The sequence below is a fragment of the Hahella sp. CCB-MM4 genome, assembly GCF_002260525.1.
In the GTDB taxonomy this organism is placed as follows: Bacteria; Pseudomonadota; Gammaproteobacteria; order Pseudomonadales; family Oleiphilaceae; genus Hahella.
Genome location: NZ_MRYI01000001.1, coordinates 203,210 through 228,214 on the forward strand (window position 1 = coordinate 203,210; position 25,005 = coordinate 228,214).

Annotated in this window: 27 protein-coding genes; 11 read left to right on the forward strand and 16 right to left on the reverse strand. The window is 49.4% G+C overall.

All coding sequences use genetic code 11. The features are described 5' to 3' along the window. Positions 1-21: 21 nt before the first annotated feature. Both BTA51_RS00900 and BTA51_RS00905 read right to left on the reverse strand, forming a co-directional pair. Complete coding sequence (locus BTA51_RS00900; protein WP_094705349.1) at positions 22-735, reverse strand: DUF1223 domain-containing protein; 714 nt, start codon at positions 733-735, stop codon at positions 22-24. Between the two features lie 88 nt (positions 736-823). Continuing rightward, positions 824-1,603: an ABC transporter substrate-binding protein gene (locus tag BTA51_RS00905; protein ID WP_246840902.1), complete on the reverse strand. Its 780-nt coding sequence runs from the start codon at positions 1,601-1,603 to the stop codon at positions 824-826. 350 nt (positions 1,604-1,953) lie between these two features. Between BTA51_RS00905 and BTA51_RS00910 the strand changes: the two genes are divergently transcribed. The 10 genes from BTA51_RS00910 to BTA51_RS00960 all read left to right on the forward strand — a co-directional run bounded on the left by BTA51_RS00910 (position 1,954) and on the right by BTA51_RS00960 (position 15,010). After that, positions 1,954-3,249: a glycerophosphodiester phosphodiesterase family protein gene (locus BTA51_RS00910; RefSeq protein ID WP_094705350.1), complete on the forward strand. Its 1,296-nt coding sequence runs from the start codon at positions 1,954-1,956 to the stop codon at positions 3,247-3,249. Positions 3,250-3,445: 196 nt separating this feature from the next. Beyond that, complete coding sequence (locus BTA51_RS00915) at positions 3,446-5,107, forward strand: alkaline phosphatase (RefSeq protein WP_094705351.1); 1,662 nt, start codon at positions 3,446-3,448, stop codon at positions 5,105-5,107. 72 nt (positions 5,108-5,179) lie between these two features. Further along, positions 5,180-5,908, forward strand: coding sequence for a hypothetical protein (locus BTA51_RS00920; RefSeq protein ID WP_094705352.1), 729 nt, complete (start codon positions 5,180-5,182; stop codon positions 5,906-5,908). 132 nt (positions 5,909-6,040) lie between these two features. Next, on the forward strand, positions 6,041-7,018 hold the full coding sequence (locus BTA51_RS00925; protein WP_094705353.1) for a hypothetical protein: 978 nt from the start codon (positions 6,041-6,043) through the stop codon (positions 7,016-7,018). Positions 7,019-7,641: 623 nt separating this feature from the next. Further along, positions 7,642-8,451: an ABC transporter substrate-binding protein gene (locus tag BTA51_RS00930; protein WP_246840872.1), complete on the forward strand. Its 810-nt coding sequence runs from the start codon at positions 7,642-7,644 to the stop codon at positions 8,449-8,451. A 310-nt stretch (positions 8,452-8,761) separates the two neighbouring features. Beyond that, positions 8,762-9,871 (forward strand): porin, encoded by a 1,110-nt coding sequence (locus BTA51_RS00935; protein WP_094705357.1) that lies wholly within the window; start codon positions 8,762-8,764, stop codon positions 9,869-9,871. 31 nt (positions 9,872-9,902) lie between these two features. After that, positions 9,903-10,115 carry a hypothetical protein gene (locus tag BTA51_RS00940; protein WP_094705359.1) on the forward strand — a complete coding sequence of 71 codons (213 nt, stop codon included), beginning with the start codon at positions 9,903-9,905 and terminating at the stop codon, positions 10,113-10,115. Positions 10,116-10,301: 186 nt separating this feature from the next. Beyond that, positions 10,302-11,213, forward strand: coding sequence for an ABC transporter substrate-binding protein (locus BTA51_RS00945; protein WP_094705361.1), 912 nt, complete (start codon positions 10,302-10,304; stop codon positions 11,211-11,213). Positions 11,214-11,529: 316 nt separating this feature from the next. Beyond that, a complete protein-coding gene (locus BTA51_RS00955) occupies positions 11,530-13,647 on the forward strand; it encodes an ATP-binding protein (protein WP_094705365.1) in 2,118 nt (705 codons plus the stop codon). Between the two features lie 7 nt (positions 13,648-13,654). Further along, complete coding sequence (locus BTA51_RS00960) at positions 13,655-15,010, forward strand: sigma-54 dependent transcriptional regulator (protein WP_094705367.1); 1,356 nt, start codon at positions 13,655-13,657, stop codon at positions 15,008-15,010. 24 nt (positions 15,011-15,034) lie between these two features. Here the strand turns inward: BTA51_RS00960 and BTA51_RS00965 are convergent, their stop codons facing one another. The 10 genes from BTA51_RS00965 to panB form a co-directional block, all read right to left on the reverse strand. Continuing rightward, positions 15,035-15,931, reverse strand: coding sequence for a transporter substrate-binding domain-containing protein (locus BTA51_RS00965; protein WP_094705369.1), 897 nt, complete (start codon positions 15,929-15,931; stop codon positions 15,035-15,037). Positions 15,932-16,073: 142 nt separating this feature from the next. After that, positions 16,074-16,430 (reverse strand): DUF4870 domain-containing protein, encoded by a 357-nt coding sequence (locus BTA51_RS00970; RefSeq protein WP_094705371.1) that lies wholly within the window; start codon positions 16,428-16,430, stop codon positions 16,074-16,076. A gap of 81 nt (positions 16,431-16,511) precedes the next feature. Then, positions 16,512-17,195, reverse strand: a complete 684-nt coding sequence (locus tag BTA51_RS00975; protein WP_094705373.1) for a DUF4336 domain-containing protein — start codon at positions 17,193-17,195, stop codon at positions 16,512-16,514. 374 nt (positions 17,196-17,569) lie between these two features. Beyond that, positions 17,570-18,052 carry a cupin domain-containing protein gene (locus tag BTA51_RS00980; RefSeq protein ID WP_094705375.1) on the reverse strand — a complete coding sequence of 161 codons (483 nt, stop codon included), beginning with the start codon at positions 18,050-18,052 and terminating at the stop codon, positions 17,570-17,572. A gap of 66 nt (positions 18,053-18,118) precedes the next feature. Then, positions 18,119-18,856 (reverse strand): carbon-nitrogen hydrolase family protein, encoded by a 738-nt coding sequence (locus BTA51_RS00985; RefSeq protein WP_094705377.1) that lies wholly within the window; start codon positions 18,854-18,856, stop codon positions 18,119-18,121. 97 nt (positions 18,857-18,953) lie between these two features. Further along, positions 18,954-19,577 (reverse strand): class I SAM-dependent methyltransferase, encoded by a 624-nt coding sequence (locus tag BTA51_RS00990; protein ID WP_094705379.1) that lies wholly within the window; start codon positions 19,575-19,577, stop codon positions 18,954-18,956. 119 nt (positions 19,578-19,696) lie between these two features. Continuing rightward, positions 19,697-19,984 (reverse strand): YciI family protein, encoded by a 288-nt coding sequence (locus tag BTA51_RS00995; protein ID WP_094705381.1) that lies wholly within the window; start codon positions 19,982-19,984, stop codon positions 19,697-19,699. 22 nt (positions 19,985-20,006) lie between these two features. Continuing rightward, the gene (locus BTA51_RS01000) at positions 20,007-20,474 is read right to left on the reverse strand and encodes a GNAT family N-acetyltransferase (protein WP_094705383.1); all 468 of its coding nucleotides are present in this window, start codon (positions 20,472-20,474) and stop codon (positions 20,007-20,009) included. A gap of 53 nt (positions 20,475-20,527) precedes the next feature. Next, positions 20,528-20,866 (reverse strand): ArsR family transcriptional regulator, encoded by a 339-nt coding sequence (locus tag BTA51_RS01005; RefSeq protein WP_094705385.1) that lies wholly within the window; start codon positions 20,864-20,866, stop codon positions 20,528-20,530. Between the two features lie 106 nt (positions 20,867-20,972). Continuing rightward, positions 20,973-21,758, reverse strand: coding sequence for a 3-methyl-2-oxobutanoate hydroxymethyltransferase (gene panB / locus BTA51_RS01010; RefSeq protein WP_094705387.1), 786 nt, complete (start codon positions 21,756-21,758; stop codon positions 20,973-20,975). Between the two features lie 320 nt (positions 21,759-22,078). Here panB and BTA51_RS01015 point away from each other — a divergent pair, with 320 nt between their 5' ends. After that, positions 22,079-22,711, forward strand: coding sequence for a LysE family translocator (locus BTA51_RS01015; RefSeq protein WP_094705389.1), 633 nt, complete (start codon positions 22,079-22,081; stop codon positions 22,709-22,711). 73 nt (positions 22,712-22,784) lie between these two features. Here BTA51_RS01015 and BTA51_RS30080 read toward each other — a convergent pair whose 3' ends face one another. The 4 genes from BTA51_RS30080 to BTA51_RS01035 form a co-directional block, all read right to left on the reverse strand. Then, positions 22,785-22,946, reverse strand: a complete 162-nt coding sequence (locus BTA51_RS30080; RefSeq protein WP_168188012.1) for a hypothetical protein — start codon at positions 22,944-22,946, stop codon at positions 22,785-22,787. Between the two features lie 169 nt (positions 22,947-23,115). Next, a complete protein-coding gene (locus tag BTA51_RS01025) occupies positions 23,116-23,523 on the reverse strand; it encodes a DUF3052 family protein (RefSeq protein ID WP_094705393.1) in 408 nt (135 codons plus the stop codon). Positions 23,524-23,569: 46 nt separating this feature from the next. After that, positions 23,570-23,914: a 5-carboxymethyl-2-hydroxymuconate Delta-isomerase gene (locus BTA51_RS01030; protein WP_094705395.1), complete on the reverse strand. Its 345-nt coding sequence runs from the start codon at positions 23,912-23,914 to the stop codon at positions 23,570-23,572. Positions 23,915-24,158: 244 nt separating this feature from the next. Then, a complete protein-coding gene (locus BTA51_RS01035) occupies positions 24,159-24,926 on the reverse strand; it encodes a hypothetical protein (RefSeq protein ID WP_141215507.1) in 768 nt (255 codons plus the stop codon). Between the last annotated feature and the right edge of the window lie 79 nt (positions 24,927-25,005).

Genomic DNA, 25,005 nt, shown 5'->3' on the forward strand with positions numbered 1-25,005 from the left:
TTACACGCTTAAAAAATTGCACTAGGGCGAAGCCTTCAAATATCCACCGGTGGATTGCAACACTTCCTGAGAGCCCTGGGGAGAAACCCATACGGCCAGGGCCGTTTGCTCCTGCCCAGCCTCCGGTCTTGGCGGGAGTGTAACCTGCCAGTTGCCCTGGCCCTCTTTCGTCAGAATATCGAGAACGACAAAATCATGGGCCAGACGGCGACCTCTGTTTTCACCGGCTCTCACCTCCGAAGCCAGTCCCATGCCCAAATAGGCCACATGTAAAACGCAGGCTCGGTCCTGATCAAACTCCACTCTCAGCTGGTTCCCCTGCAAATTGGCTGACAGTACACCCACTTGCTTGTCAGATGGCTGCCATTGACGCTGACCACGAAACCACTGACGCCATTCACGGCTGTTGATGACCAGCTCAGGCGTATAGGCCTGACTGACGAGCCCCTCGCGAACATACTGGCGTTGGCGTTCACTGTATGAAGGCTTTGCAAAGCGGTCTTTCCAGCCGATGTAGTCCCAATAATCCACATGGAAGGCAACAGGAATAAACTCTTTGAACAGACCGGGTTGCTGTTTTAATGACGTCAACCATTTGTCCGCAGGCGGACAGCTACTGCATCCCTCTGACGTATAAAGCTCAACAATATCTGTTTGCGATGGACCGCTTTGCCATTCCTCTGCGGACGCCAAGAGTGGCACCATCACCAATATCCCCACCAATAAGCCTTTCATCTTCTCTCTCCCAACAACTCACTCAAGAACGTCTTTCTCGTTGGAACAGAGGAGTGGGAAAAGGTTCCATGATTTCATTTATAGGAGACTAGCGAACTCCTTTCTCCAGGTCCTGAAGGCCGTTGCGCTTCAGAATTTCCAGGTATTCGCCATTATTTCGGATGATCTCCAGCCCCCGGTTGAAGGCCGTGATAATTTCATAATGGCGGGGATTTCGATAGCCGCTGATGACATACACAAGATTGACACTGACCGGCGGCTCAACGAACTCGATTTTTGCAAGAGAGTCCGGTGCCACCTGTCCCAGCCGGTAGCGGGCAACCAGCTCATTTTCAATGGCGAAATCCACCCTGCCACGCAGCAACATGGCCACCGCACTGGCAAAGTCCACTACCTCGTAGCGCCGGATATCTGGGGAGGCATTGAATTCATCGTTGTAGGCGTACCCTCTCACCACTGCTACCTGCTTGCCGCTAAGACTATCAAGTCCCTGGTAGATAAAGGGCTCATCCCGACGTTTGATCAGCTTCACCGAGCCGTCCAGATAGGGTCTGCTATACATGAATTCCATGGCTCGCTCGGAACTCCACCAGGCATCCAATATCAGATCAAAGGTACCCGTACGGGTACCCTCCAACGCTCTTGCCCATGGCACCATCAGTTGCCTGACTTTAAATCCCTGAGTCGCAAATGCTGCGTTGGCGATTTCTACGGAAACCCCCATCTCTGGATGCATTTCATCCACATAAGGCGGCCAGGGGTCAGATGCGGCGACGAGAGTTTCAAGTTGTGGCTCTACTGATGCCGCCCGAAAAGAAACAGCAACCAGATATAGGCTGATAGCGATTGATATAACCGGCCAACTCACTTGTCTCAACGCTGTTCACCTCCGCTATATACCAACACGGCTCAATAAATAGTCTCGGTCACCAATGACTCTTTATCCCTGCAGAATATTTTTACGGCTTAATCTGAGATTAGCATAGGTCATAAGGACCTGTTCAAACTATTCAGTAATCACAACTTCAATAATCACAGCCCATCAGGCTGGATATAACCTGACAAGCCATCAATTCATGGCCTTGTCATATTAGAAGCACAAGGACGAAATATTCCAATTTTAGTCTCGCTCAGGCAACGTTAACCGGGAAGGCCTGATACAAGCAGTAAGTGACAAGGACTTTCAATAACTTAATGGATCATTACAAGGAGTATGTCATGCGGACCGCACTGACAATTCTGTCGCTGACGGCGACAGCTTTACTTTTTCCTGCAACGAGCGTGATGGCGGGAAACGGGCACCAGAGCGAAATGAAGCAGTCCCAGGATTTCTGGCACCAGCACCATAAAAAGGACAAAGCACAAGTCGGGCCCCGTCCATTCTATCTTGTGGAGGATATGGATGAAGGCCCGTTAAAAACGAAGCTAAAGCAATGCGGCAAAGGCCCTTTCTACCGTACAGATTTCGCTATTGGTCATCGGGGAGCCGCAATGCAGTTTCCTGAACATACCAAAGAGTCTTATGAAGCTGCCGCTGCAATGGGAGCAGGAATAGTCGAGTGTGATGTTACCTTCACCAAGGATCGCCAACTGGTCTGCCGCCACTCACAATGTGACTTGCATAGCACCACCAACATATTGGCAGTACCTGAACTCGCGGCCAAATGTACTCAGCCCTTCTCACCCGCAGATGCTGAGGCCGGCGTTCCAGCAACAGCCACCTGTTGTACCAGTGATATTACCTTCGCCGAATTCAAATCGCTGAAAGGAAAAATGGACGCGTTTAACCCGGCTGCAACGACCGTGGAAGAGTACATGAATGCCACCCCCAACTGGCGGACAGATCTCTACGACCAAAAAGGCACCCTGCTCAGCCACGCCGAAAGCATCGAGCTATTCAAATCCCTCGGCGTCAAATTTACTCCCGAGCTGAAAGCACCCAGCGTCGAAATGCCTTTTGAGGGCGACTATACCCAGGAAGATTTCGCCCAACAGATGATTGATGAATACAAGGCCGCAGGCGTTAGTCCCAAAAAAGTCTGGGCCCAGTCTTTCAGTGAGAAGGATCTGTATTACTGGATTCACAACGATCCACGCTTCGGCAAACAAGCCGTATACCTCGATGGTCGTTACGGAGACCCCTCCTTTGATCCCAACAATCCGACCACCTGGAAACCCGGGATGGAGGAACTGGTCGCTAACGGTGTAAGAGTGATTGCGCCTCCCACCTGGATGCTGGTGCAACTGGATGAGATGGACAATATTGTCCCCTCTCTTTACGCCAAAGCCGCCAAAGATGCCGGCCTGGACATCATTACCTGGACACTGGAACGTTCCGGCCCTCTGGCAACCGGAGGAGGCTTCTATTATCAATCCATCAGCAAAGTGATTAACAATGATGGCGACGTCATGAAACTCCTCGATGTTCTGGCCAAAGACGTGGGAGTCATTGGCGTATTTGCCGACTGGCCGGGCACGGTGACCTATTACGCTAATTGCATGGGCCTGAAATAACCTTCCTTCTACCCGGCCTACCTCCCTGGGCCGGGTCTTTCCCAGTCAGGAATACATGACCTTCACTCACACCTTTTGATCATCTATTCACCAACTTTGCCGATATTGTCATATCAATTTAACCCAACAGTCATATTTGACCTTTAGCTTTATGTCTCTCCTCATAAAAGTCATTCAATAATTAATGGTAATTCTAATGAAAACGAACAAAGGCATGATGGCAGTGAGCGCCTTTGCACTGACTTTCGGTGCGGCATTGAGCGCGCAGGCCAGCGACGCAATCCCCAGGCACCAAACGGAAAACGCCTGGTATGAAAACGCGCAGGACGCATTGAACGGCAAGCTACGCATGACCCATGGTATCGGTCATCTGTGGAAAGCCAAGAACGTTATCCTGTTTGTGGGTGACGGCATGGGCATCTCCACCGTTACCGCGGCCAGGATCCTCGACGGGCAGCAGAAAGGAATGCCTGGAGAAGAAAACTTTCTTAGCTTTGGCAAGTTCCCCTTTACCGGACTTTCAAAAACCTACAACGTAGACGCCCAGACACCGGATTCAGCCGGAACCATGACGGCTATGATGAGCGGCGTTAAAAGTGACGCTGGCGTTATTGGCGTTGATGAAAACGTGGTAAGAGGTGATTGTGCCTCAGCCAAGGGCAATGAACTGGTGACTGCTCTGGAACTGGCAGAGATCTCCGGCAAGTCTACCGGCATAGTATCAACCGCCCGCATCACCCACGCGACTCCCGCTGCAACCTACGCTAAATCAGCTGACCGCAATTGGGAAGACATCTCTGATATGCCCGCCGAGGCCATTGAACAAGGCTGTGAAGACATCGCCTCTCAATTGGTTAACTTTGAGGATAACCTGGAAAGCCGTTACGACCGACTGGATGTCGATGGTCTGGAAGTCGTCATGGGCGGTGGTCGCCGTCACTTCCTTCCCAAAGATGCCTCAGCTAACAGCCCGGATGCCGTGAGCTCTATCGAAGGTGACCGTACAGACGGACGGAATCTGGTGACGGAATGGGAAGAAAAATATCCAGAAGGTGTTTATGTCTATGACCAGTACGGTTTCGACGGAGTCAATCCCGAATACACCGAACGCCTTTTCGGTCTGTTCAACGAGTCCCACATGCAATACGAAGCAGACCGTGGCAATGACATCGCCGGAGAGCCTTCACTGAGCGAGATGACGGAAAAAGCCATCCAGATTCTGGACAACAACCGTAAAGGTTTCTTCCTGATGGTAGAAGCTGGTCGTATCGACCACGCTCACCACGCAGGTAATGCCTACAATGCCCTTTCCGACACCATCGAGCTCTCAAAAGCGGTGGAAACGGCAATGAGCAATACCGATCCCAGGGACACTCTGATCATCGTCACAGCAGACCATGGCCACGTGTTCACGATTGCCGGATACCCCAAACGTGGCAATCCGATTCTGGGCAAAGTGGTCAGCATCGGTGCTGACGAGGCGGCTCTGGCAGCTGACGGCATGCCATACACGACCGTCGGCTACATGAACGGTCGGGGCTTCCATGACCTTGGTGATGAGACCGATGCGGACGAAGGCTATAACTATCCGATCGATACCGGCCGCAAAGACATCTCTGCCATTGACACAGAGGCCCCCGGTTACCACCAGGAAGCGCTGATCCCAACCTCCTCTGAAACCCACTCCGGTGAAGATGTTGGTATCTACGCAAATGGCCCCGGAGCTATGCTGCTTTCCGGTACCAACGAGCAGAATATGATCTTCCATGTCATGGACCAGTCTGCGCGTTTGACAGAAACCGCCGATCGGGTACTGAAAAGAAAAAGAAGATGGCATCACTGGCCTTTCTGGGACTAACCGTTTAGCGAAGTCTTAGTTGTACGGGGCCCTTCTGGGCCCCGTTTGTGCTATCTGTATCCGGAGAAACTTATGAATATATTGGCCGCACTACTGGCTGGGCTTGTTGGTCAGGCAGAGATGACACATCAATGTGATCTGGATCCGGCCCACGTTGGAGCCAAGTACGAGATTACTTCCCAGACCACCCAACCGAAAAAATCTTCGGAGCGCGTTATGTATCTTTGGCGCAACGATAAGGAGGTGGCTCATCAGTATCCCCAGGAGCAAGTGACGGAAATCTGGAACCTGGTAAGCGACGGACGAATTCGCCCTATTCGGTACTTCGAAAGTGAACGGCGGGGAATTGAATATCAGCCCGAAGATATCAACAAGGGAAAGGGAGATCGCAACTGGCCAGGGAAGTTTCAACTGATTTCTGACCAGCAAAAAAACAAAATGACTCTCGTTTCATCAGACGGAGCAGGCTGTGATCGTATTGAAACCTACGAGTTCAAGGACGGCAAGGCACAGATCAGGCTATCCTGGCTACCAGCGTTAAAACTGGTGCAGTCCTACAGCGTCCAACAGAAACATCTGTCCTTACAATGGCAGTTAACCGACGTGTTCGATAACCAGAATCGAATCCAGGCGCTGTTCCAATCCTACAGGGATTATCAGCTGACTGATTACGCTGACATTGGCGATAACGAGAGTGATCCATTTCTGCAGAAACTGATCAATCTCGGGTTTGTTTCTCATGGAGCGTCCGGCTTCTACGATGATCAGGGAAATGTGCTGGAGAGTGCTCATCATCACTGAACGCCAGGTTAAGAGGGCGACCAGAATAAAGCTTGCATTGAAGCGGGTGCGGTGATTTAGTGTCAGACAACGCTTGTTATTGATAGAACATCTTCATCCACACGGTCATACCGGTATTTACAGGAGAAGGTTATGAGCAAGCCCATCAGACAGATTCCTGTTCCCGCATTCTTCCAAAGCTTCAAGTTTAAGTACTTCGTATTACTACCGCTTATCTCCCTATGTTTCTTGTCGGCAGAGGCCGCTGAAATCCAGACCAATCAGCTGTACCAGGGAGGGACACAGGTGCAATCGTCTGACATAGGGCTGGGAGTCACCATCCCGGAAAGCTGGCAGGGCGCATTGCCTGCCGGCTCCTCATTTTTCGTGATCGAATCTGCCGCTTTGCAGGCAACCATTCTGCTTTACGCCGAACAAATGTCTAAAAGCCAGCTGCAACAGACCATGTCCCAGAGTATTCCTCTGGATGCCAGCATCCAGTTGGTTCCTACCTCAGCCCCCAGAGCCGAAGGAGATCTGTTGATTGCGGACTATCAGGTACCAGCCAGGCCAGAGCTGAAAGCCAGAATCATTGGCCGAACCGGAAGTAATGGACTGTCAGTTGCCCTGATCACCCTCACCCCCAGCCAGGATCCTGCCGGCGTGTTTAATATTGCCAAAGATACCGCAATGAAGCTCAATTTCTTCCAGCCCAAGCAGTCGGCCACATCCACCGGAGGCAGCGGCAGTTGGCAGGAATATATGCGTGGTCGCTATATCGCCCGCTACTATTCCGGTTCGAGCTACCACGAAAAACAGGAAATCTGGCTCTGCAGCAATGGTGAGTTCCATACTTCAGGGGACTCCGGAGGCTATGGAGGTGGTGCAAGCGGTGCGTATGGAAATCGCGGCACAGGCCGGTGGCGTGCGGAAGGTAGCCTTCCCGGTCAGGGAGTGCTGGTACTGCAATACGGCCCTGGTTATCAATTTGAAGGCAGCACCGGCGATAGCGACTGGTCCGAATCAGGACCCGGAGGTGAGCAGGCCCGCTACCGACTCAGTCTTTACAATGACAAGTTGTATCTGGATGACACCCAGTGGTTGCGCGGCACCAACGAATATTGCCAATAGGATGAACATCACTTTTCTTCGCTGAAGATCCCGTCGGCCATATTTGGCTGATCACCATGCCCCTGTCGGCGTTATCGCGCCGACAGGTCCTCTCCCCCTCCCAAAGACCGCTTGAAAAATCAGGCGCTTATCTGCCCCTGTCTGTTGGCATGATTGTCGCTCTATTAACAGAGGATGATTGATAACAAACAACATCTTATAACCGACAAGAAAAAAAGATTTGAGGTGCCGGTCATGCGTTCCCAAAAGAGTTCTTTTTTAAGGTCATCTTCAACATCTCGTGGTCTCTCCATCACCGATGGGCACCTCGTACATACCCTGTATCCCTGCATTTAACTCGCGCCGGTGGTCCCTAAGCTCTCGAAGATCACCGACGCCGGGTAGCTGAAGCGCGACCCTTTGGGGCGGCTAATCACCGCCTCCTTTTTCTCAACCCGCTTTCTCTATGAAACATAGATTCTCATATGAAACGAGCTGCCTCATATGAAACGAGCGACCTCTTAGGAAAGGAACAATCTCAAGCCCACTGATATTCCATGGGCAACACATAACCACTTCAAGGACAGCACACAACTATCTGATGACAGTCGTTCCTCTAAAACAGGAATGGCGAAAGGAGAACAATGATGAAGACCTTCTTCCTGGTTCTTGCAACAATATCAGCAACCATCTGCCTGGCTTCAGAGCCATCAAATACATTGATCTTCAATACCCAGGACTTTCGTCCCTTTACCTATCTGCAGAATGGTGAGGTCACAGGGCCAGCTACCAGCATCGTCAAGCTTGCATGCGAGACGGCCAGAATCGACTGCCGGTTTCATCTGATGGAATGGCCTACCGCCATTAAAGAAGCTAAAGCCGGACAGGCACATGGGCTTTTCGTGGTAGGCTGGAATGAAGACCGTAACCAGTGGCTCTATTACTCACTTCCCATTATTCGCGGCGAATATGGCTTTTTTACCAATGTACAAACCCCGGACGAACCCAAAACTCTGACGGAATACCAACACCATAATGTCGGAGTATACGGCCCGTCCAACCTGGCCAACTCACTACAGAAAATTCAGAAAGCCATGCCAAGCATGCGAATCAGTATGTTCGAAGACGACAGCACCGCTTTCCAACAACTCAGCGAGGGGAAACTTGACTCAGTGTATTCAAACCGGGACGTAGGGTACGCAATGATCAGGGAACTTGGTCTATCCAACCTTCGATATTCCATGCACCAAAAACAGCTGAACTACTATATTGGATTCATGAAGGAATATACTCCAAGGAAGCTGGTTAACCGGTTCAATCATGCTCTGAAGGTGATATTCCGCGACGGTCAGGCACAAAAGATCCTGAGCGCGCACCAACTGGAGCCGATCATGACCAGCCAGTCCAACTCCAGCGACTTATTGCAAACGAATGTTGCCGCGACTGCGCCCTGAGGAGCTCCTTCCCAAGACGTTTCCCTGCGCCTCCGGTCAATTTGCAGGAATCATTTCTGGAGGCGCATCGGCATTCACTCTCCGGAGATGGCCGGATATTCCTCTTAGAATCATGACAACTTGTAAGCAAAAACTTGCTGCCGCGAATCGGCCCTATCAGCAGTTTTTTTCCTATAACATCCAGAAGAAATAACACTTTCCTTTAATTTTCAATTGGATAGAAATTTCCACTAATAGGCATGGGATTTGAAATAGACCTCTTGCATCAAACGTATGCACAACCAAAACAACAACAAGAGGTTTGTACCGCATGTCAAAAGACATTATTAAAACGATCCTGCTCCCGACTTCTCTGGCAACTGCCATAGCAATGCCCATTACCTCATTCAGTGCCGAGCCCCTGAAATCGGGTAACGATAAGGTCAATGTCACGTTCTCCGGTCACGTTAACCGGGGCGTGTTGATGACTGACGATGGCAAGGAACAGGAAGTTTACCAAGTCGATAATGATGCATCTTCCACCCGATTCAGAATTATAGGAGAAGCCAAGCCAGACGATCAGATGACGGTAGGTGCAGCCATTGAGGTTCAGTTTGAATCCAATTCCACCGCAGACGTCAACCAAAACACCGCCGACAGTGACACAGGTACAGACAGTTTTACCCAACGTCGTCTGGAAGTGTATTTTGATCATAAAGAGATGGGTCGGCTTTGGGTTGGCCAAGGCTGGACGGCCACTGAAACCACTTCAGAATCCGATCTCAGCGGCACCAATCTTGCCGGTTATTCCGACGTGGATATCCAGGCGGGCGGCACTCTATTTCGTGACGCTGACGGAGCCTTAACCACGACCAATGTTAAAAGTGTCCTGAGCAACTTCGATGGCCAGGGCCGCAAGGACAGACTTCGTTACGACACCCCTAAATTCGGCGGCCTTACCTACTCCATCGGTGCCTTTAACGGCGGTTGGGACACGGCATTACGTTACGCGGGAAAACTTGGCTCAAATAAAATCGCGGCTGCACTGGGTTATTCCAAACCCAACGGTAGTAAAGTTGAATCCCAGATTAACGGTTCTGCTTCCCTACTGCTGGAGAACGGCCTGAATTTTACCATTGCAGCCGGCCAGCAAAGCCTATATTCCGATGCTGAAGATCCCTCCTCCTACTACGGTAAAATCGGTTACCAAGCCAGCTTGATAGATGCCGGGAAATCACTCTTTTCCCTCGATTACGGTGTGACAAAAGATCTGGCGGCAGTGGACGATGAGGCTACGGCTACCGGAGTTCAATATGTGCAGAAAATCGATGATTGGGCGACCGAAGCCTACATCAGCTATCACCTCTACAGCCTGGACCGGACCGGCAGCGATCTCGAGGATGTAAACGCCCTGCTGGTCGGAGCACGGGTCAAATTCTAACACCCCCTCATTCAAACCAAGGGAAATCAACATGCTCAACACAACGCCCTTATTCCTGATTCTTGTTTCCTGTGGACTGATCTCCAGTGGACTGATCGCCTGTAGCGAGATGGAGACCTTCGAGTACATCGACAACCGGGAAATTCCGCCCGGTCCAGGCCTGTTCAGCAGTGGTGGAGTCTTCACTCTCGATCTGGATGGCACGGATCGGAACCAACAAAAGACATCGGAGAAAGAACGATAACACCAGGGAACGGCACTGCTCTCCGGAGCAGTGCCGGGACCACAGAAGGGAGATGAAAGAAAGGACATGGAAGAAAGCAGAAGCAAAAAGGGGAAGAAGGCAATCACGGGAGTCCTCATAACTATGGCTCTTCATGACTTCAATGACGGAAGTTCGTAGAGCCAGGCACGAAGAGAGAGAACAACAATGAAATTCTGTATCAATGCACTTCTAATGACCGTAACGCTTGGCTTCGTCGGCGAAGCCTTTTCCATGAACATTGCAATGGTGGTATGGAGGGGCGAAACCATCGCAGAAAAAGGCTTTGTCGGTGAACTCAATCGCCTTGGGCACCATCCGGCTATCGATGTATTCGACGCCGGTCAGGATCGCAAACAACTTGCTTACATCCTCCGGCAAAAACTGCAGCCCAATCTGAACCAGTACGACTATGTCTATACCTTCGGCACGACAGTATCCGAAACCGTCAAAACCTTCCTCAATGGAGTGCGGCCACAGATTTTCAATATCGTAGCTGATCCCCTGGGTTCTTCTTTGGTGGACCCAAAGCTGATGGGTACCGGAAACATTATCGGTGTCACCAACACCGTTCCTGCGGACAGACAAATTGCCAATGCCAGAACCATCATGAAATTCAAAAGTCTGGCGATTCCATACAACCCCCGGGAAATCAATAGCGCCCTGATCATTGGGCAGCTAAAAACACTCGGCCGGGAACAAGGCTTTACGGTCCTCCCGATCAGGGTGAGGCCAGATGAAAATCTCTGGCAGGAAGACTTGAAACCTGTTCTGGAGGCACAGTCAGTCGATGCTGTTTACCTTCCTCCAGACAGTTTTATGATTTCCAAAGCCGACATTGTTGTGCCTTTACTCAACAATGCACGGGTTCCCACAATCTGTGCTGTCGCACAATTCATAAAACACGGCTGTCTGATGGGGACCGTGGCTGACTACGAAACACTGGGAAAGCTGGCGGCCAATATTGTGGATCGTCTGACTAAAGGAGAATCCGTCTCACAAATTCCGCTGCAGTTTGATCCGGAACCCATATTCAAAGTTAATCAGACATTGTTGAAAGCATTGGACCTGGCACCCTGATGAAAGGGGCCGGAGAAGGAAAACCTTCCCCGGCCACTTTCCTGTCAATGCAGGTTTTATTGATACAGCTTTTATCGATCCAGGTTTTATCGATCCAGGTTTTATCTATAGATGATTTACCAATACAGGCGCTTTCACCCATAACAGCCAGTTTCACCTATAATAGGGCGAAGCAATAAAAACCATAACAGCCATGGCTACTTACAAGCAGACAAGAATGAAGTTTTCCAACGCTCCGATTGTCAGGAATCGCGAAGGTGCACAAGGCAGTGCTCAAAAGCAATGTCTGAACCTTTAGCCGCGGACGCTTAGTCGTATGAAAAAACACCATGTATTACGCTCAGTACTCATTCTGCTCCTTCTGATTGCCACTCTGGTCACTTTCTATATTGCCCGTCGCTTGATTATCAATAACTACGAGCAGGAGTCCTCCCAGCTATTGGGGGTTTACCAGAGCGGACTGCTGACCACCGTGGAAAAGTTCGAGTACTTTCCTGCCATACTGACCTTTGATCCCAGATTTAATCTGCTGCTTAAGAACAATCAGATTGACCAGGATATTTCCAGCCTTCTGGAAAAGTACAATCTGTCGGCCGGTTCCGATGAAATATTCATTATGAACGCAGAGGGGATTACCCTCGCATCCAGCAACTATCAGGATGCGACCAGCTTTGTCGGTCGTTCTTATGCCTTTCGTCCCTACTTTGCTGATGCCATGCGGGGAAAAACCGGCTTTTACTATGCGGTGGGGGTCACTACCGGCAAGGCAGGTCTGTTCATCTCCGCTCCGATCTGGGGAAACGGAAACGAGATACTGGGGGTTGCCGTGGTGAAGGTCGACCTCACGCCGTTGCAGCAAAGCTGGATCGCTTCCAGAGATAACGTCTGGTTGAGCGGCCCCAACGATATTATCTTTCTATCGTCAGATCCCGGAGTGATTTATCGATCTTTGGTTCCCATCAGCGATACCATCGCCAGAGAACTCAGTATCACAAAACAATACGGCAACGGACCCGTCACATCCCTCAGTGTTCAGCCTGCTGCAGCCAGGACGCCAGGCCAGGTCACTCTTGAGGATCACGAGTATTTGCTGTTCTCACAACCGGTCAAACGATTACCCTGGGATATTCATCGGCTCGTCTCCCTTCAGGATATTAACAACCTGGCAGTGGTGGCAGCAGTGGTGGCCTTCGGAACATTGTTGCTGGCCGTATTTATCGCGCTCTATTATCGGGAAATATTGCGCAAGCGGCAGGCTGAACTAGCGCTCCTGAAGCTGACAGAGGAATCCGAAGCACATCAGAGATCGATCATCGAAAATACTAACGCCGGCCTGATGACCTTGAACGAGCGCCTGGAAATTACCGAAGTGAATCCCAAAGCCATCGAGCTGTTCGGAATGGATCAGGAGCATCTGCACGATATTCTGCCACTTAACCCCGAGAGGCTACTGCAGCCCTGGTTCAGCCAGATAACGGAAGAAAGCCTGGAAGCCCGGGGCAGTCGTAACGACGGCACTGACTTTCCTCTGCTATACAGTCTGAGCATGATTAAAACCGGCCCCGCCCGGGAATACCTGCTTTCCGTACACGATGTCAGCGAGCTAAAAGCCGCCGAAGCAGAGCTGGTGAAGGCCAATGAAGAACTTGAAGCTCGGGTGGAGCAACGCTCTGAAGAGCTGAGAGTCATGCAGGAAGCCTTGATGCAGGAAAGAAAATTGTCGGCCATGGGGCGAATGTCCGCTGCTATTGCCCATGAACTGAATCAGCCGCTGACAGCCCTTTCAAGCTACGTCGCCACCGGACGGCTTTATTTGGCCGAGGGGAAACCCGAGAAAAGTGAAGAGACCTTCGACAAAATGGAAGGCCTGGTACATCGAATTGCCCGTATTTCCTCACAGTTAAAGACCTTTGCGGCAATTCGCCGACTGACCCTCCAGGAAGTTTCACTGGAAGCCGCCATGCGCTATGCCATGGAAGTCATGGAGCACCGCATCCGGGATTTGCAGGTGGATACGGAGGTGGTCATCAATAAACCCGTCACCGTCATTGCAGACCAGAACATGCTGGAACAAGTGCTGGTCAATCTGCTGGATAATGCACTTGATGCAGTTAAAGATGTCGACTCGCCTAAAATCGTACTTAATGCTATGAGTGTGGTAGATAAGGCCTGGGTCAAGGTCCGTGACAACGGAAGCGGCATGAACCAGGATCAGATGGATCATCTGTTTGACCCGTTTTATACCACCAAAACCGGGGGTAAGGGATTAGGTCTCGGACTGGCAATCAGCTACAGCCTATTACAGGATATGCAGGGCACCATCAGTGTCTCCAGTACTGAAGGGGAAGGCAGTGAGTTCACACTGATCCTGCCATTGAAAAAGAATGTTTCGGAAGAGTCCGGGGAGGGCTCCTCCATGACGGTTAGTGAATGAGTGGGATATGACAAATCAGGTTTACATCATCGATGACGACCAATCCGTAAGGGAAGCTTTGGAGGAATGGCTAACTCTTGCCGGCTTTACCGTCCAGACCTGGGCGTCCGCCGAGACCGCACTGAAATTCATTGATGAAGGTTTCAGTGGCGCCATTGTGTCTGACGTCAAAATGCCGGGGATGGACGGTATGGAACTACTGGAAAGAGTCCCCCGCTCGATTCCCTTACTTCTGATTACCGGCCATGGAGATATTTCCATGGCCGTTTCAGCGATGAAAAAAGGAGCTTACGACTTTATCGAAAAACCCTTCCAACCCACTCGCCTGGTTGATGCCGTCAAACGTGCCTGCACCCAGCGCAAACTGTATCTTGAAAATCAGCAACTCAAACAGGCCCTGGAACATCAGCAGGGTCTTGAGTCCGTCCTGATCGGGGATTCCCCTGCCATCAAAAGGCTGAGACAACAGGTTGGAGAGTTGGCTCAATTGGATGTCGATGTCTTGATCCACGGAGAAACCGGCACAGGGAAAGAGCTGGTGGCCAGGTGTCTGCATGATTTTGGTAAACGTCACAAGCATCCTTTTGTGCCCATCAATGTCGCCGCTATCCCGGAGCAACTGATTGAGAGTGAGTTATTCGGCCATGTCGCCGGAGCATTTACCGGAGCCCAAAAATCTCAGCCCGGAAAGTTTGAATTTGCCAATAAAGGCACCCTTTTCCTTGATGAAATTGAGAGCATGCCCCCGCATTTCCAGGTCAAGGTATTGCGGGTTCTGCAAGAACGTGAAGTGATTCGACTGGGATCACACCAGAGCATTCCTTTGAATGTCCGGGTCATATCGGCAACCAAGGAAGATCTGCAGCAGTCTGCGCTGGAAGGACGCTTCCGTAGCGATCTGTTTTACCGGCTGATGGTCGCAGAAATCCGCATACCTTCCCTGAGAGAGCGCAAAGAAGACATCCCGCTATTATTTGCACACTTTCTAAGACAGGCAGCCAGCAAACACAACAAGGCCACACCGGAGCTGTCCAGTGACGAGTGGGTCACCCTCGAAACCCATGAATGGCCTGGAAATGTACGGGAACTGAAAAACCTGGCAGAAAGATATCTGCTTGGCCGTGAATTTCAGGAGATGCCCCTGCAGGAAATGCTGACGGGAAAAATCATTCCCGCAAGCGATACCAGCACCTCCCTGCATCAGAGGGTAGCCGATTACGAAAGGGCGATCCTGAAAGCGGAACTGTCACGCTGTAAAGGCAATATCTTCCAGGTGATGGAAATTCTGGACCTACCCCGACGAACACTGAACCAGAAAATGCAGCGATATGGCTTGAAACGGGAAGATTTTCTGGATCATTGAAGCATGGCCTGCCCTGCGAGCCCTTCATTCAGACAGAAATAACGATTGGTCCCACCAAAGCGAGGCATCATCCAATGGGGTTTCAGGGGGGAGATCAGGGTTTTTAAGTTTGATGATCGTACGTTTTTCCAATTGCATGGATTTTAGCGCTGTCTGATGACTGACATGTGTCGTCAGAATACGATCAAACTCGCCATTGCGGATTAGCTCCCGCAGTCCGGCTTCCAACCGGTTTGCCAGTGCATCATTGTCCCGATTCACAAAGAAATAAGTCGGGGCCGGGTATACCAGGGCAAGATGGGGTTCAATCATCAAGTGATCCTTTTGCCCGTGGAAAGCCATTTCGCCGTATATTTCCATCACACTGCGAGGGAAAAAATCGAAGCGCCCCATGCCGACCAGATTAAATAATTCATCGTAACGTTGGTCGGTTCGAACAACGATATCATTGGCCATCAGGATTCGCGTATCAGGCCAGTCGTGCCCTTGCACCGCATAGTATTTTCGAAGCGATGTCAGATCATTAACCTGCGAAAAATTCTGAAGTTTCTCCGGACTGATCAACAACAGACGAACCCCAAGCAGCCCTTTCATCAAAGGTATGCGGATCGGCCGGACCTGTTTTTCTCTGTCCCGGGAGGTCATTGTCCAGATCACATCGTAAACCCGGTTACGCTCAAGCAACCACAGACTGCGATCCTGGGTGATGTATTCCTTGACCGGTTGGATATCGAAATTGCCGAAGTCTTTTCGGGTGACTTCCAAAGTCGCGGTGAGGAGATCCAGATAATAGCGGGGGCGCAGGTCAGTCTCTGATTGAGGACTTCTGACGTGAATAACAAGGAGATTATCGTCGGCCAATGCTTGTTGCAGCAGCGACCAGATGAACAGCAGAATGCTAAAACACAGCCACTTTCGCACGACAGTTCACCATTAAATTATATGAAAATCCCGGACTAACTCCCTAAGTCTCTCAACAAGTTAATAGCAAATCGAATGTCCACGGCTACCAGGATAGACGTGGACATTAGAAGTTTAGACCAAAGAAGACCGTCTGTCCGTATCAGAACATCCAGCTGGCGGGATCAGAAACCGGCTGTTTCTGGTCAAGGGCCTTAATACCTTTGACACAGCGAACAATTAACCAGACCAATACAAATAGTAGAACCAGATAGCCAATGATTATGAAGCTGAGAACCACCCCGATGATCCCATAGAGAAACCCGATCCAGAAAGTCCGGATCTGGTAACGATAATGGGTCTGTAGCCACTCAGGCGCATCACCTTTGTAGATATATGCCATGACCAGGCCGACAATCGAGGTCAGCCCAAAGATAATACTCACCAGATAGAGTATATAAATGGCCTTGGCCATACCGTCTGACGATGTATTTGCTGCTTGTTCCGTGGATTCAGTCATTACCCTTCTCCCAATTCATTTTTCTCTGATATTTTTATTCACACGCGGCTTTTCCCGCTCACTCAAATACCGGCAACGCGCTCAGGCTCCCAACCAGGCAAATGAGCGTTTTAAAAACTCAGCTCCATTGTTTTCAATTATGTCGCCATGAGCCAGTACTATTTTTTCCGGTGACCAGGATTTTATGTGCTCCAGATGCACCCTGGCCTGTTTCTTATTAAAGCTCAATCTCCAGTCAATGGGAGTTTTACCGTTGGGAGCCAATATTCCCGCTCCTCCTGCCAGAAGCCTTTGCCACCAGTTAAAGTCGCTTCCGGGAAAGTTTTCGATCAGGTCCGTGACGATTAATACCCTGGAGGGTTTATGAAAAAACACCGTTTCCTGCATCAGCCGAGACCCGGTAAATACCTCCTGGGCAATCTCCTCTGCCCAGGGCCATTCCTGTTCACCGTTTAATGATGCACTGAATACAAGGTCGGGTCTTTTTCGAATAACCTCTTTCGTACCGAAGGTTAAAGCGTTGGGGAATACCTGTTGCCACTCGGCGAGGTAAAGGTGATGTAAATGATTGGGAGCGATCAGGTATCTCACTTGTCCCAACCCGGCCAGGCAGGACAATAAATCAGCGTTAAGCTTTATCGGGCTGTGAACCCATAGACCTCCATCTGACAATTTGACCACCGTCATCCTTGTGGTAAATGGACAAGCCAGGAAGGTCACTTTCTCGCCATCAAATATCCAAATATTATCTGCCAACTGCCGCATAAAACTCCTTCTTACGAACTTCCTTGCTGACAACAGCCGTTCGGTTCCTTGAATACACTATCTCAACGATTTCGGCCCGCAGATAACAGCGGGCCGAATAAAGTTTCACATTATAGCGTTTTTCTTTTTCGCCTGATAAACATAAATCACAATATTAATACTAACGTACTAGCTTGCAGGCACAGACAGCTCAGTTAGCAGACGTGAGTAAAACTGCTGGCAGTAGGGATGATATTTAGATAGAGAATTTAAGACAGAGAGTTCAAGGTAAAGAGTACTCAGAGAACAGAGACAGTGAATTCAGTAGCCCCGGCGGCAAAAACACAAATGCACTATTATGCTTAAGCGACAGGGCCTGTTCACACTGATTCCGATTAGGCTTTTTTCCCCGCAGAAGGCTCTTCGATATGATCGATATCCACAAGATTCCACTTCAAGCCCTTCTGGCGATAGATTCTTTTGTTGAGGTTGGTATAGTCTGCGACATCGTGATCAAGCCGCTGCCCTACAACAATGCACTTCAACACTGTCGAGCCATTGTTGGTCAGTTTATGAGGTTCACCGCCAGCTCTGTAACCGATAAAGTCGCCGGCTTTTACCGGAGTAACCTGATCTCCTATGGTGGCTTCAGCTTCTCCTTCCAGAATATAGACGCATTCTTCTTCGTGGTAATGCCTGTGCAATTCCGTGGATTCATGCCCGGGCTGAATTTCGATTATATGAAATCCAATCTGCGTTAATCCGGTCATGTCTCCAAGGGATTTATTCACCCGCTTCGCATTGGGATTCAAGAAATGGGTCTTGCTGATCCCCTCATAGGCATCGATTTCTTCTTTGGTGAAAATGTACTTCTCCATAGCATCTCTCCTGGCACGATTTCGCGAAAAAACAATAGCTCATCTTTAAAAGAAATGTCGAGCCAGTCAAATCGACATGACAGATGCTGACCAGTTTTTATCATGACGCTCTGCGATTACCAGGGCATTTTCAGTTTCACCCGCCACCGCCAGCAACTCACCTTCCCACCAAACGGCACTCTTGCCGATAGGAAGCCATTTGCCTGTGGGCCTACTGTAATTTGCCATGGCCACTAACATATGGTGTTTTTTGGAATAATCCCGAAGCAACGCCGTGTCTACAGAATAACCTCCAGCAGTAATTAAAACTCCTGCCACATACACATCCGCTCCTAGTTCCGCACAAAATTCCGCATGAGAGACATTCCCGGTATCAGCACAAATAGCATTGGCAATCGTGGTATTCCCAATTTTCACCAGATGATGTTCACGGCCACTGGCAAAATATTCGTCCTCTCCCGGATGCAGATGCATCTTGCGATAGCTCTTAATTTCACCCGAGGGTGAAATGATGAAACACCCGATCGCAGGCAGTGGCTCTCCAAAGATAGGGGCACCGACCACAATCGTCATCTGATGTTTACTCGCGGCTTCAACAAACAGCTGCAGGCGCTGATCATCAAGCTTAAACGCAAGCTCACCTGCCAACTCCGGCTCATAACCGGTCAGCGACAACTCCGGAAATACCAGATAAGACACACCCTGTCCTGCAGCCTGGGAAATAGCATGTAAATGCAATTCCGTATTGGCTTGAATATCCCCTTTCAAGGAAGAAATTTGTGCAACCGCCAGTTTTATATCCATTAACGTTATTCCTATGTAATTACGACCTGCTAATAAAGAACATGCCGACAAAGCTGTGGCCAAAACTGCCAAAGTAGCTGGAGCTCATTCTATCCAATCAGCTTTTTCTGGCGACAATCGTAAATGAATGCCAGTGTTTTTCCGCTCCGCCGGCAGTGTGCCCTGCTTCATCACGCTCGACCCACTTTAGGATCTCAAACGATTCAAACATTTTCTCAATCTGGTGCGGAGATAACGGAGCAACCTTGGGAAAAGAGCCACCAACCCAGGAATCCTTCATGCCGAGAAAATCGCCACAGAATACCCCACCCGGGCAGATGGCTTTTTCAATATCCGACCAAACCTGCAAAATACTCTGTGGATTACAAAAGAACAGACTGCTATTGGCAATCACCAGACCGGCCTGAGGATAATGATAGTCTTCAAAAGAGCTCAGATGGAGATTTACCTCCGGATTACCTGCAAATCGTTCGCGGCATACCTGAATAGCATCAGGGTTGATATCAAAAGCCTCTACCCTATATCCCTGACCAAGCAAAAACGCAATTTCGCTTCCAGTACCGCACCCGCAATCCACTGCCAACCGAGATTGGGAAAGATTGCTCTCAGCAGCACTTCCCACCAAAGGACGATGGGGATTATGTTTTACTGTTTGATAATAGTGCTTCCAATGTCCAGCATTATTCGAGGCTTCAGTATCTGGCAGCTCATGACTGTCCACAAAACACTCCTTGTGTTTTACATAGTTGCAGTTTTACATCGTTGCTGCAGCTTTACGTAATGCAGTTCTAGACAAATAAGGCTCACAGGACGGTTTAAAGACTGTGATAAACAATTCGCTCAGTCAGCCAGTGATTCGAATCCCTCTCCCACTCGGGTAGACATAAACTCAGTGATAATATATTCAGCAACGCCCTCCCGATGAAACGGGTCCTCCTTGATCAGGGCTTCAACCTCCGACCTTGACGTGTTTTTGACGATAATAACGCCTCCTGTCCTCGGCTTTTTTCGTCCTGATACGACAAACAGTCCTTGCCGATAATATTTGTCCAGGAAAGACATATGCTCTTCAATTAAAGGCTCAACCCGCTCCAGCCCCACAGTGTATTCAATAGAGATGACAAACATGATTTTCCTCAATGATCTTTGGTTATGAAGCCAGCAGCTTCTCCATGGTGTAGTTCACCAGGGTCACACCTTTTCGATTGATTTCATTTTCCCGCACCAGGCTGAAACCGTGTTTTTTGAAAAAAGGCATCGCAATAATGGATGCTTCAACATACAACCGACTCAACTTCTTCTTTCGGGCCTCATTCTCAAGGAACCGATACAAACCTGACGCCACGCCCTGACGTTGAAAACGAGGATGTGTATAGGCACAGTCTATATGACCGTTTGTATCCAGTTCGATAAATCCAGCAACCTGATCATCAATGATCGCCATAAAGGGTTGCTTGACGCTTAGTCGGTCAATCCAATGATCATAGTCGGGAGGAGAGGGTGCCCACACTTCCTTTTGATCGGCATCATAAATTGCATTATCGATATTATGAACAGCCAGACAAAACAGGTCGGCGATCTCTAATGCCCTATGGGGATCATAGTATTGAATGTTCATATCAGGGTACTTCTCGAAGCTTACGATGATGCGGGGAAAATTCCCCCTTGAGATCAATCGGATTCAGCCGCCACAAACGTCGGGGCTTCAATATGGGTGGATTTACACTTCGGGCATTTTCCAGGCTTTTTGGCCTTGTGACGATCTTCAAACTGAAAATCACATTTGAGACATCTGGCCGGGTGAACCAATGCACTGCCAGACCTGAGCAGGTGTTCCAGGTGGTCGCACACATCCTTCTCTGACTTACGCACCAACTTTGACAACTCACTGACGGAATACTCTCCCTCATTGAGCAGCGATTGGATTTCCTTCCTTATCGTTATATTGCGTTGCTCAGGCGCTTTATCTGCACTCAATGCACCCGCCGGTCCTTTTTTGGTTGTACTCATTTGTTTCCTTTATGACGCTTAAATGTATCAGGCCCATAGTATTCACTACGGGCCTGTATACTTTACCTCTTCAGGATCTGTTAATACTAATTTCAGTAGAGAAGAGTTAACGCTTGCCGGAACTGGAAAACTGAATAATGTTATTCGGAAATTCCATGGACTCCACTTCTTTTGAGAACAGCTTTGCCACCTCCAGAATAGATTGGCTGACATGCGCATACTGTTTTGAGAATGGCGGCCAATAGTCCCCCAAACCAAGGGCGTCATTGATGACCAGCACCTGCCCATCACAATTGGGTCCGGCACCGATACCAATCGTCGGAACAGCCAACGTCGCGGTAATTACATTCGCCAGTTCATAAGGAATATGTTCCAGCACCAGCATAAATGCACCGGCCTTCTGGATCGCAACGGATTCCTCTTTAATCCTCTTGGCATCACTCTCAGTACGACCGACTTTGGCAAAGTTCTTGGCAGTTTGTGGGGTCAATCCGGTGTGCCCGACGACGGGTATACCCTGACTTACCAAGTGCTCTATAACATCAACTTTCGGCCCTTCCAGCTTGACGCTATCAGCCCCGGCGGCGATCAGCCGTCTGGCATTGACCAGCGCAATTTCCGGATTTCTGTCAGTGTTATACGGCAGGTCTCCAATAATATGGGTATCCGGTGCTCCACGACGGACGGCACCAATGTGATATTCCATATGTTCGATGGTGACATCACGGGTACTTTCGAACCCCATTTCCACCATACCGACCGTATCACCAACCAGGATCACAGGTATCCCCGCCTTTTCCAGGCCGCGAGCAACTGGACATGTATAGGCAGTCAGCATCGCTATCGGCTTCACAGCTTTCATTGCCAAAAAGTCTTGTGCTTGCATCTTCATGATTCGTCACCTCTGATTCCGTACTTTAACGCTCGTAACAGCAGTATTTTTTCGTTTACTGCTTGAAATCGGATAGTTTCACCAACTTTTGGAATAAACAACCTAATTTCAGGGTGATTTTAGTAAGAGAACGATCTCACCAGGATAGTAAGAAGTGACATAAAGCATGCATTTTTTGACATTGGGCTCTACCGCCAACCATTGCAGCTTCACTCTGGCCATAGCACTGCCCTCCCCCTTTTACATCGCTCTCTGCTTCTCATACACTTGCATGACACGCTACATGCACCCCATCAGCAATATGTCTTAATGGAGGTTATATGCAGGAACTTCTTCCTTTACTCGGTATCGCCAGCGCCATTGCCTTTGGAGCGATCAGTCCCGGTCCAAGTTTTCTCCTGGTCGCTCGGGAATCTGTTGCCTCCTCCAGAACCCACGGCCTGTTCTCAGCCCTCGGAATGGGTATTGGAGGGGTTATCTTCGCGCTGGCAGCCCTGGCCGGCCTTCAAGCGGTTTTTGCCGCCGTCCCCGGCCTCTACCTGGCACTGAAGATTGGCGGTGGGTTATACCTGGGGTATCTGGGATATAAAATCTGGAAAGGTGCCAGAAATCCCCTCGACGTATCTCCCCCCGCTGGCGAGGTGGCTCCGCACAGTGCCGGAAGAGCCTTCTGGATTGCTCTTGCCACTCAAATCAGCAACCCCAAAGCAGCCGTGATTTACACCAGTGTCTTTGCTGCATTTCTACCTCAGCATTTTGGCTGGACTCTGGGTATCGGTACGATTGTTGTGGTATTCACCATTGAGACCAGCTGGTACACATTGGTTGCCCTAGGACTCTCATCCACCCGCCCGAGAAATGCCTATTTGCGATACAAAGCCTGGGTCGACCGTGTAGCAGGGGGTGTCATGGGACTGCTGGGTATAAAATTGGTCACTTCGGCAAACCAATAACCACCTACTCTTTTCGTGCCTTTTTTCCTTCCCTGAAACTGGCGCTATCAGCTTCTCTCAAGATCAATCCCCGCTACGGCGGGGATACTCGTTTTGAATCAGAGGTCAGCAAATCCACGACCCACCTGACATACCTCAGCGCCATACCAACGGCCAGAGACAAAGTCAGCAATACGAGAACGCCCATTCCCAGGGAACTTCCCGGACTCCCCGTATCAGGACTGATCATTTGCACATAAAAATGCTGCCCCCAGATAATGACTAATGGGGTCGCAAAAATACCGCAAATCGACCAAAACCAGCTCCATCGGGTTAGGAAAACCGGGACAACAACTAACACAAGACAACAAATAACCAACCCGGACATACCCACGGGACAACTCCTGTTTACACCTAAAACGAAACTATCTGCGATTTTCTTTTCTGATGACCAGCTTCAGCCCGGACCAGACATGATCCACAGCACACACTTTGATATCCACCAGCCCCATAGGAAGCGAAACCTCACGAATAACGTCTTCTGTGATGTCCGTTTCTACCCGGGATGATTTTTTAGGCCAGGATATCCAGATCATACCGTTCTGTTTGATCATCGTAAGCAGTAACGCCAGCTCTGCCTGTAGTTCCGCACGGTGCTTGGTGAAGAAGTGGATCATATCCATTCCGGCAGATAACCGCTCAACAAATTTCACATCTTCCGGTATGGGATCCAACAATTGCAGGTAGTCGGCAGGAGGGTTCTTAACGTACAGACTGACCCCCTCCTTGATGCCGAGTTTCTTCGACAGTGGGTTTGGAGAATATCCCGCCACAAAACTATCCCTTTAAATCACAGAAATAATATATCCCTGACGTTTTTTACAGCATTGCACGATTGCAATAGGTCGCCTTCTCAAACTCATAGACATTCACTGCGATATTGGGAATCTCAGGAAACATGCTAACGAGCTTATCAACCAGCGCTTTGGATAAATCTGATTTCTGTTCGGTGCTTCGACCTTCCAGAATATGGGAAAACACGTGGATAAAGCTTTCTCTCCTGTTGCCCACAGAGAATTTAGCGTAGGGATTCACCCGGATTTTGATATCGCCTTCATCAAACAATCCCGTCCCGTTCACGACACTATGAATTTGTTGCAAAATTTCCTCTTCATAGTGGAGATCCAAAACATCTTCTGAGCAATCCATGACAAAATGGGGCATTGACCTTATTCCTCGGCATTCAATTAACATTGACGTTAAAAGCTTATCAGAAATTACAGTATTGGCAGGGAAGAATTAGAGACTTTCCTACTGCGATGAACGGACTTCATCAACAGAACCACACATCACTCCTTTCACCTTCAAAAGTCCTTTCACCTTCAAAAGTCCTTTCACCTCCAAAAGACCTTTGACCAGGTAACGAGCCTTTGGGCTCTAGCCTCAGATCTCTAAGAAAGTCGACTCATCACTTCCTATAGGTAATTGCCGCATTCAACTGATCAATAACGGCATCATCGACCTGCCTGCTGCAAAATTTATATCGTTTTTCACCCTGAGGCATCTCCGGAAAACTGATACTCAATAGTTCTTTGGAGGTCAGGCCATACATAATCATTGCGGCCTCTGCCTCCTCCGGGGCGACGAACATATAGTCAGCATTGCCTCTTGCGATCACTCTCAGCATATTGGCACTTTCGTATATCGTGGGATTGATCGTGGGTTTGTATCTGTCGATATACCGATCCAAAAAATCTCCATAGGAATAACTGTCTTTGACTAGTAACACCAGATTCCGGTTACTCAAGAGATCAGCGAGACTCCCTCCGGCATAGACCGATTTTTCCGTATTCATCAGGACGATATAACTTCCATCCTGGTATATCGGGACAGTATATTTTCCGAAGGTAGTCCGATACGGCGTCTTGAACCATCCTACCAGGCAATCCCGCCCCAGATTACGTTTAATAATATAGAGCTGCCTCATGGCGGGTGTGTTCACCCAGGAGAATTTTATGCCCGCAGCCCGGAATGCCTCTTCAGCGGGAGATGCCGTCAGTCCCTCGACCCCACTTGAGGTTTCATGAAGATAAGGTGGCCTTTCATTGTAATGCAGAAGAATGGTAGGCTCGGAAACATCGTCCGCTACCGCCGACAGTCCAATCAGCATTAAAACCAGCAATCGGCATAGACTGTAGAGAAAGCTCCACAAGCAAGGCTTTCGGGATTTATGCATCGATCCGTCACCCCGATAAAGATGACAACTTCTCAAAGTATAGACAAGCGTACAAATCCTGTCCTGGAGAGGAGGTTGA

Coding starts and splice junctions, on each gene's coding strand:
- BTA51_RS00900 (WP_094705349.1), bottom strand. CDS start 735: ATGAAAGGCTTATTGGTGGGGATATTGGTGATGGTGCCACTCTTGGCG.
- BTA51_RS00910 (WP_094705350.1), top strand. CDS start 1,954: ATGCGGACCGCACTGACAATTCTGTCGCTGACGGCGACAGCTTTACTT.
- BTA51_RS00915 (WP_094705351.1), top strand. CDS start 3,446: ATGAAAACGAACAAAGGCATGATGGCAGTGAGCGCCTTTGCACTGACT.
- BTA51_RS00920 (WP_094705352.1), top strand. CDS start 5,180: ATGAATATATTGGCCGCACTACTGGCTGGGCTTGTTGGTCAGGCAGAG.
- BTA51_RS00925 (WP_094705353.1), top strand. CDS start 6,041: ATGAGCAAGCCCATCAGACAGATTCCTGTTCCCGCATTCTTCCAAAGC.
- BTA51_RS00930 (WP_246840872.1), top strand. CDS start 7,642: ATGATGAAGACCTTCTTCCTGGTTCTTGCAACAATATCAGCAACCATC.
- BTA51_RS00935 (WP_094705357.1), top strand. CDS start 8,762: ATGTCAAAAGACATTATTAAAACGATCCTGCTCCCGACTTCTCTGGCA.
- BTA51_RS00940 (WP_094705359.1), top strand. CDS start 9,903: ATGCTCAACACAACGCCCTTATTCCTGATTCTTGTTTCCTGTGGACTG.
- BTA51_RS00945 (WP_094705361.1), top strand. CDS start 10,302: ATGAAATTCTGTATCAATGCACTTCTAATGACCGTAACGCTTGGCTTC.
- BTA51_RS00955 (WP_094705365.1), top strand. CDS start 11,530: ATGAAAAAACACCATGTATTACGCTCAGTACTCATTCTGCTCCTTCTG.
- BTA51_RS00960 (WP_094705367.1), top strand. CDS start 13,655: ATGACAAATCAGGTTTACATCATCGATGACGACCAATCCGTAAGGGAA.
- BTA51_RS00970 (WP_094705371.1), bottom strand. CDS start 16,430: ATGACTGAATCCACGGAACAAGCAGCAAATACATCGTCAGACGGTATG.
- BTA51_RS00975 (WP_094705373.1), bottom strand. CDS start 17,195: ATGCGGCAGTTGGCAGATAATATTTGGATATTTGATGGCGAGAAAGTG.
- BTA51_RS00980 (WP_094705375.1), bottom strand. CDS start 18,052: ATGGAGAAGTACATTTTCACCAAAGAAGAAATCGATGCCTATGAGGGG.
- BTA51_RS00985 (WP_094705377.1), bottom strand. CDS start 18,856: ATGGATATAAAACTGGCGGTTGCACAAATTTCTTCCTTGAAAGGGGAT.
- BTA51_RS00995 (WP_094705381.1), bottom strand. CDS start 19,984: ATGTTTGTCATCTCTATTGAATACACTGTGGGGCTGGAGCGGGTTGAG.
- BTA51_RS01000 (WP_094705383.1), bottom strand. CDS start 20,474: ATGAACATTCAATACTATGATCCCCATAGGGCATTAGAGATCGCCGAC.
- BTA51_RS01005 (WP_094705385.1), bottom strand. CDS start 20,866: ATGAGTACAACCAAAAAAGGACCGGCGGGTGCATTGAGTGCAGATAAA.
- panB (WP_094705387.1), bottom strand. CDS start 21,758: ATGAAGATGCAAGCACAAGACTTTTTGGCAATGAAAGCTGTGAAGCCG.
- BTA51_RS01015 (WP_094705389.1), top strand. CDS start 22,079: ATGCAGGAACTTCTTCCTTTACTCGGTATCGCCAGCGCCATTGCCTTT.
- BTA51_RS01030 (WP_094705395.1), bottom strand. CDS start 23,914: ATGCCCCATTTTGTCATGGATTGCTCAGAAGATGTTTTGGATCTCCAC.
- BTA51_RS01035 (WP_141215507.1), bottom strand. CDS start 24,926: ATGCATAAATCCCGAAAGCCTTGCTTGTGGAGCTTTCTCTACAGTCTA.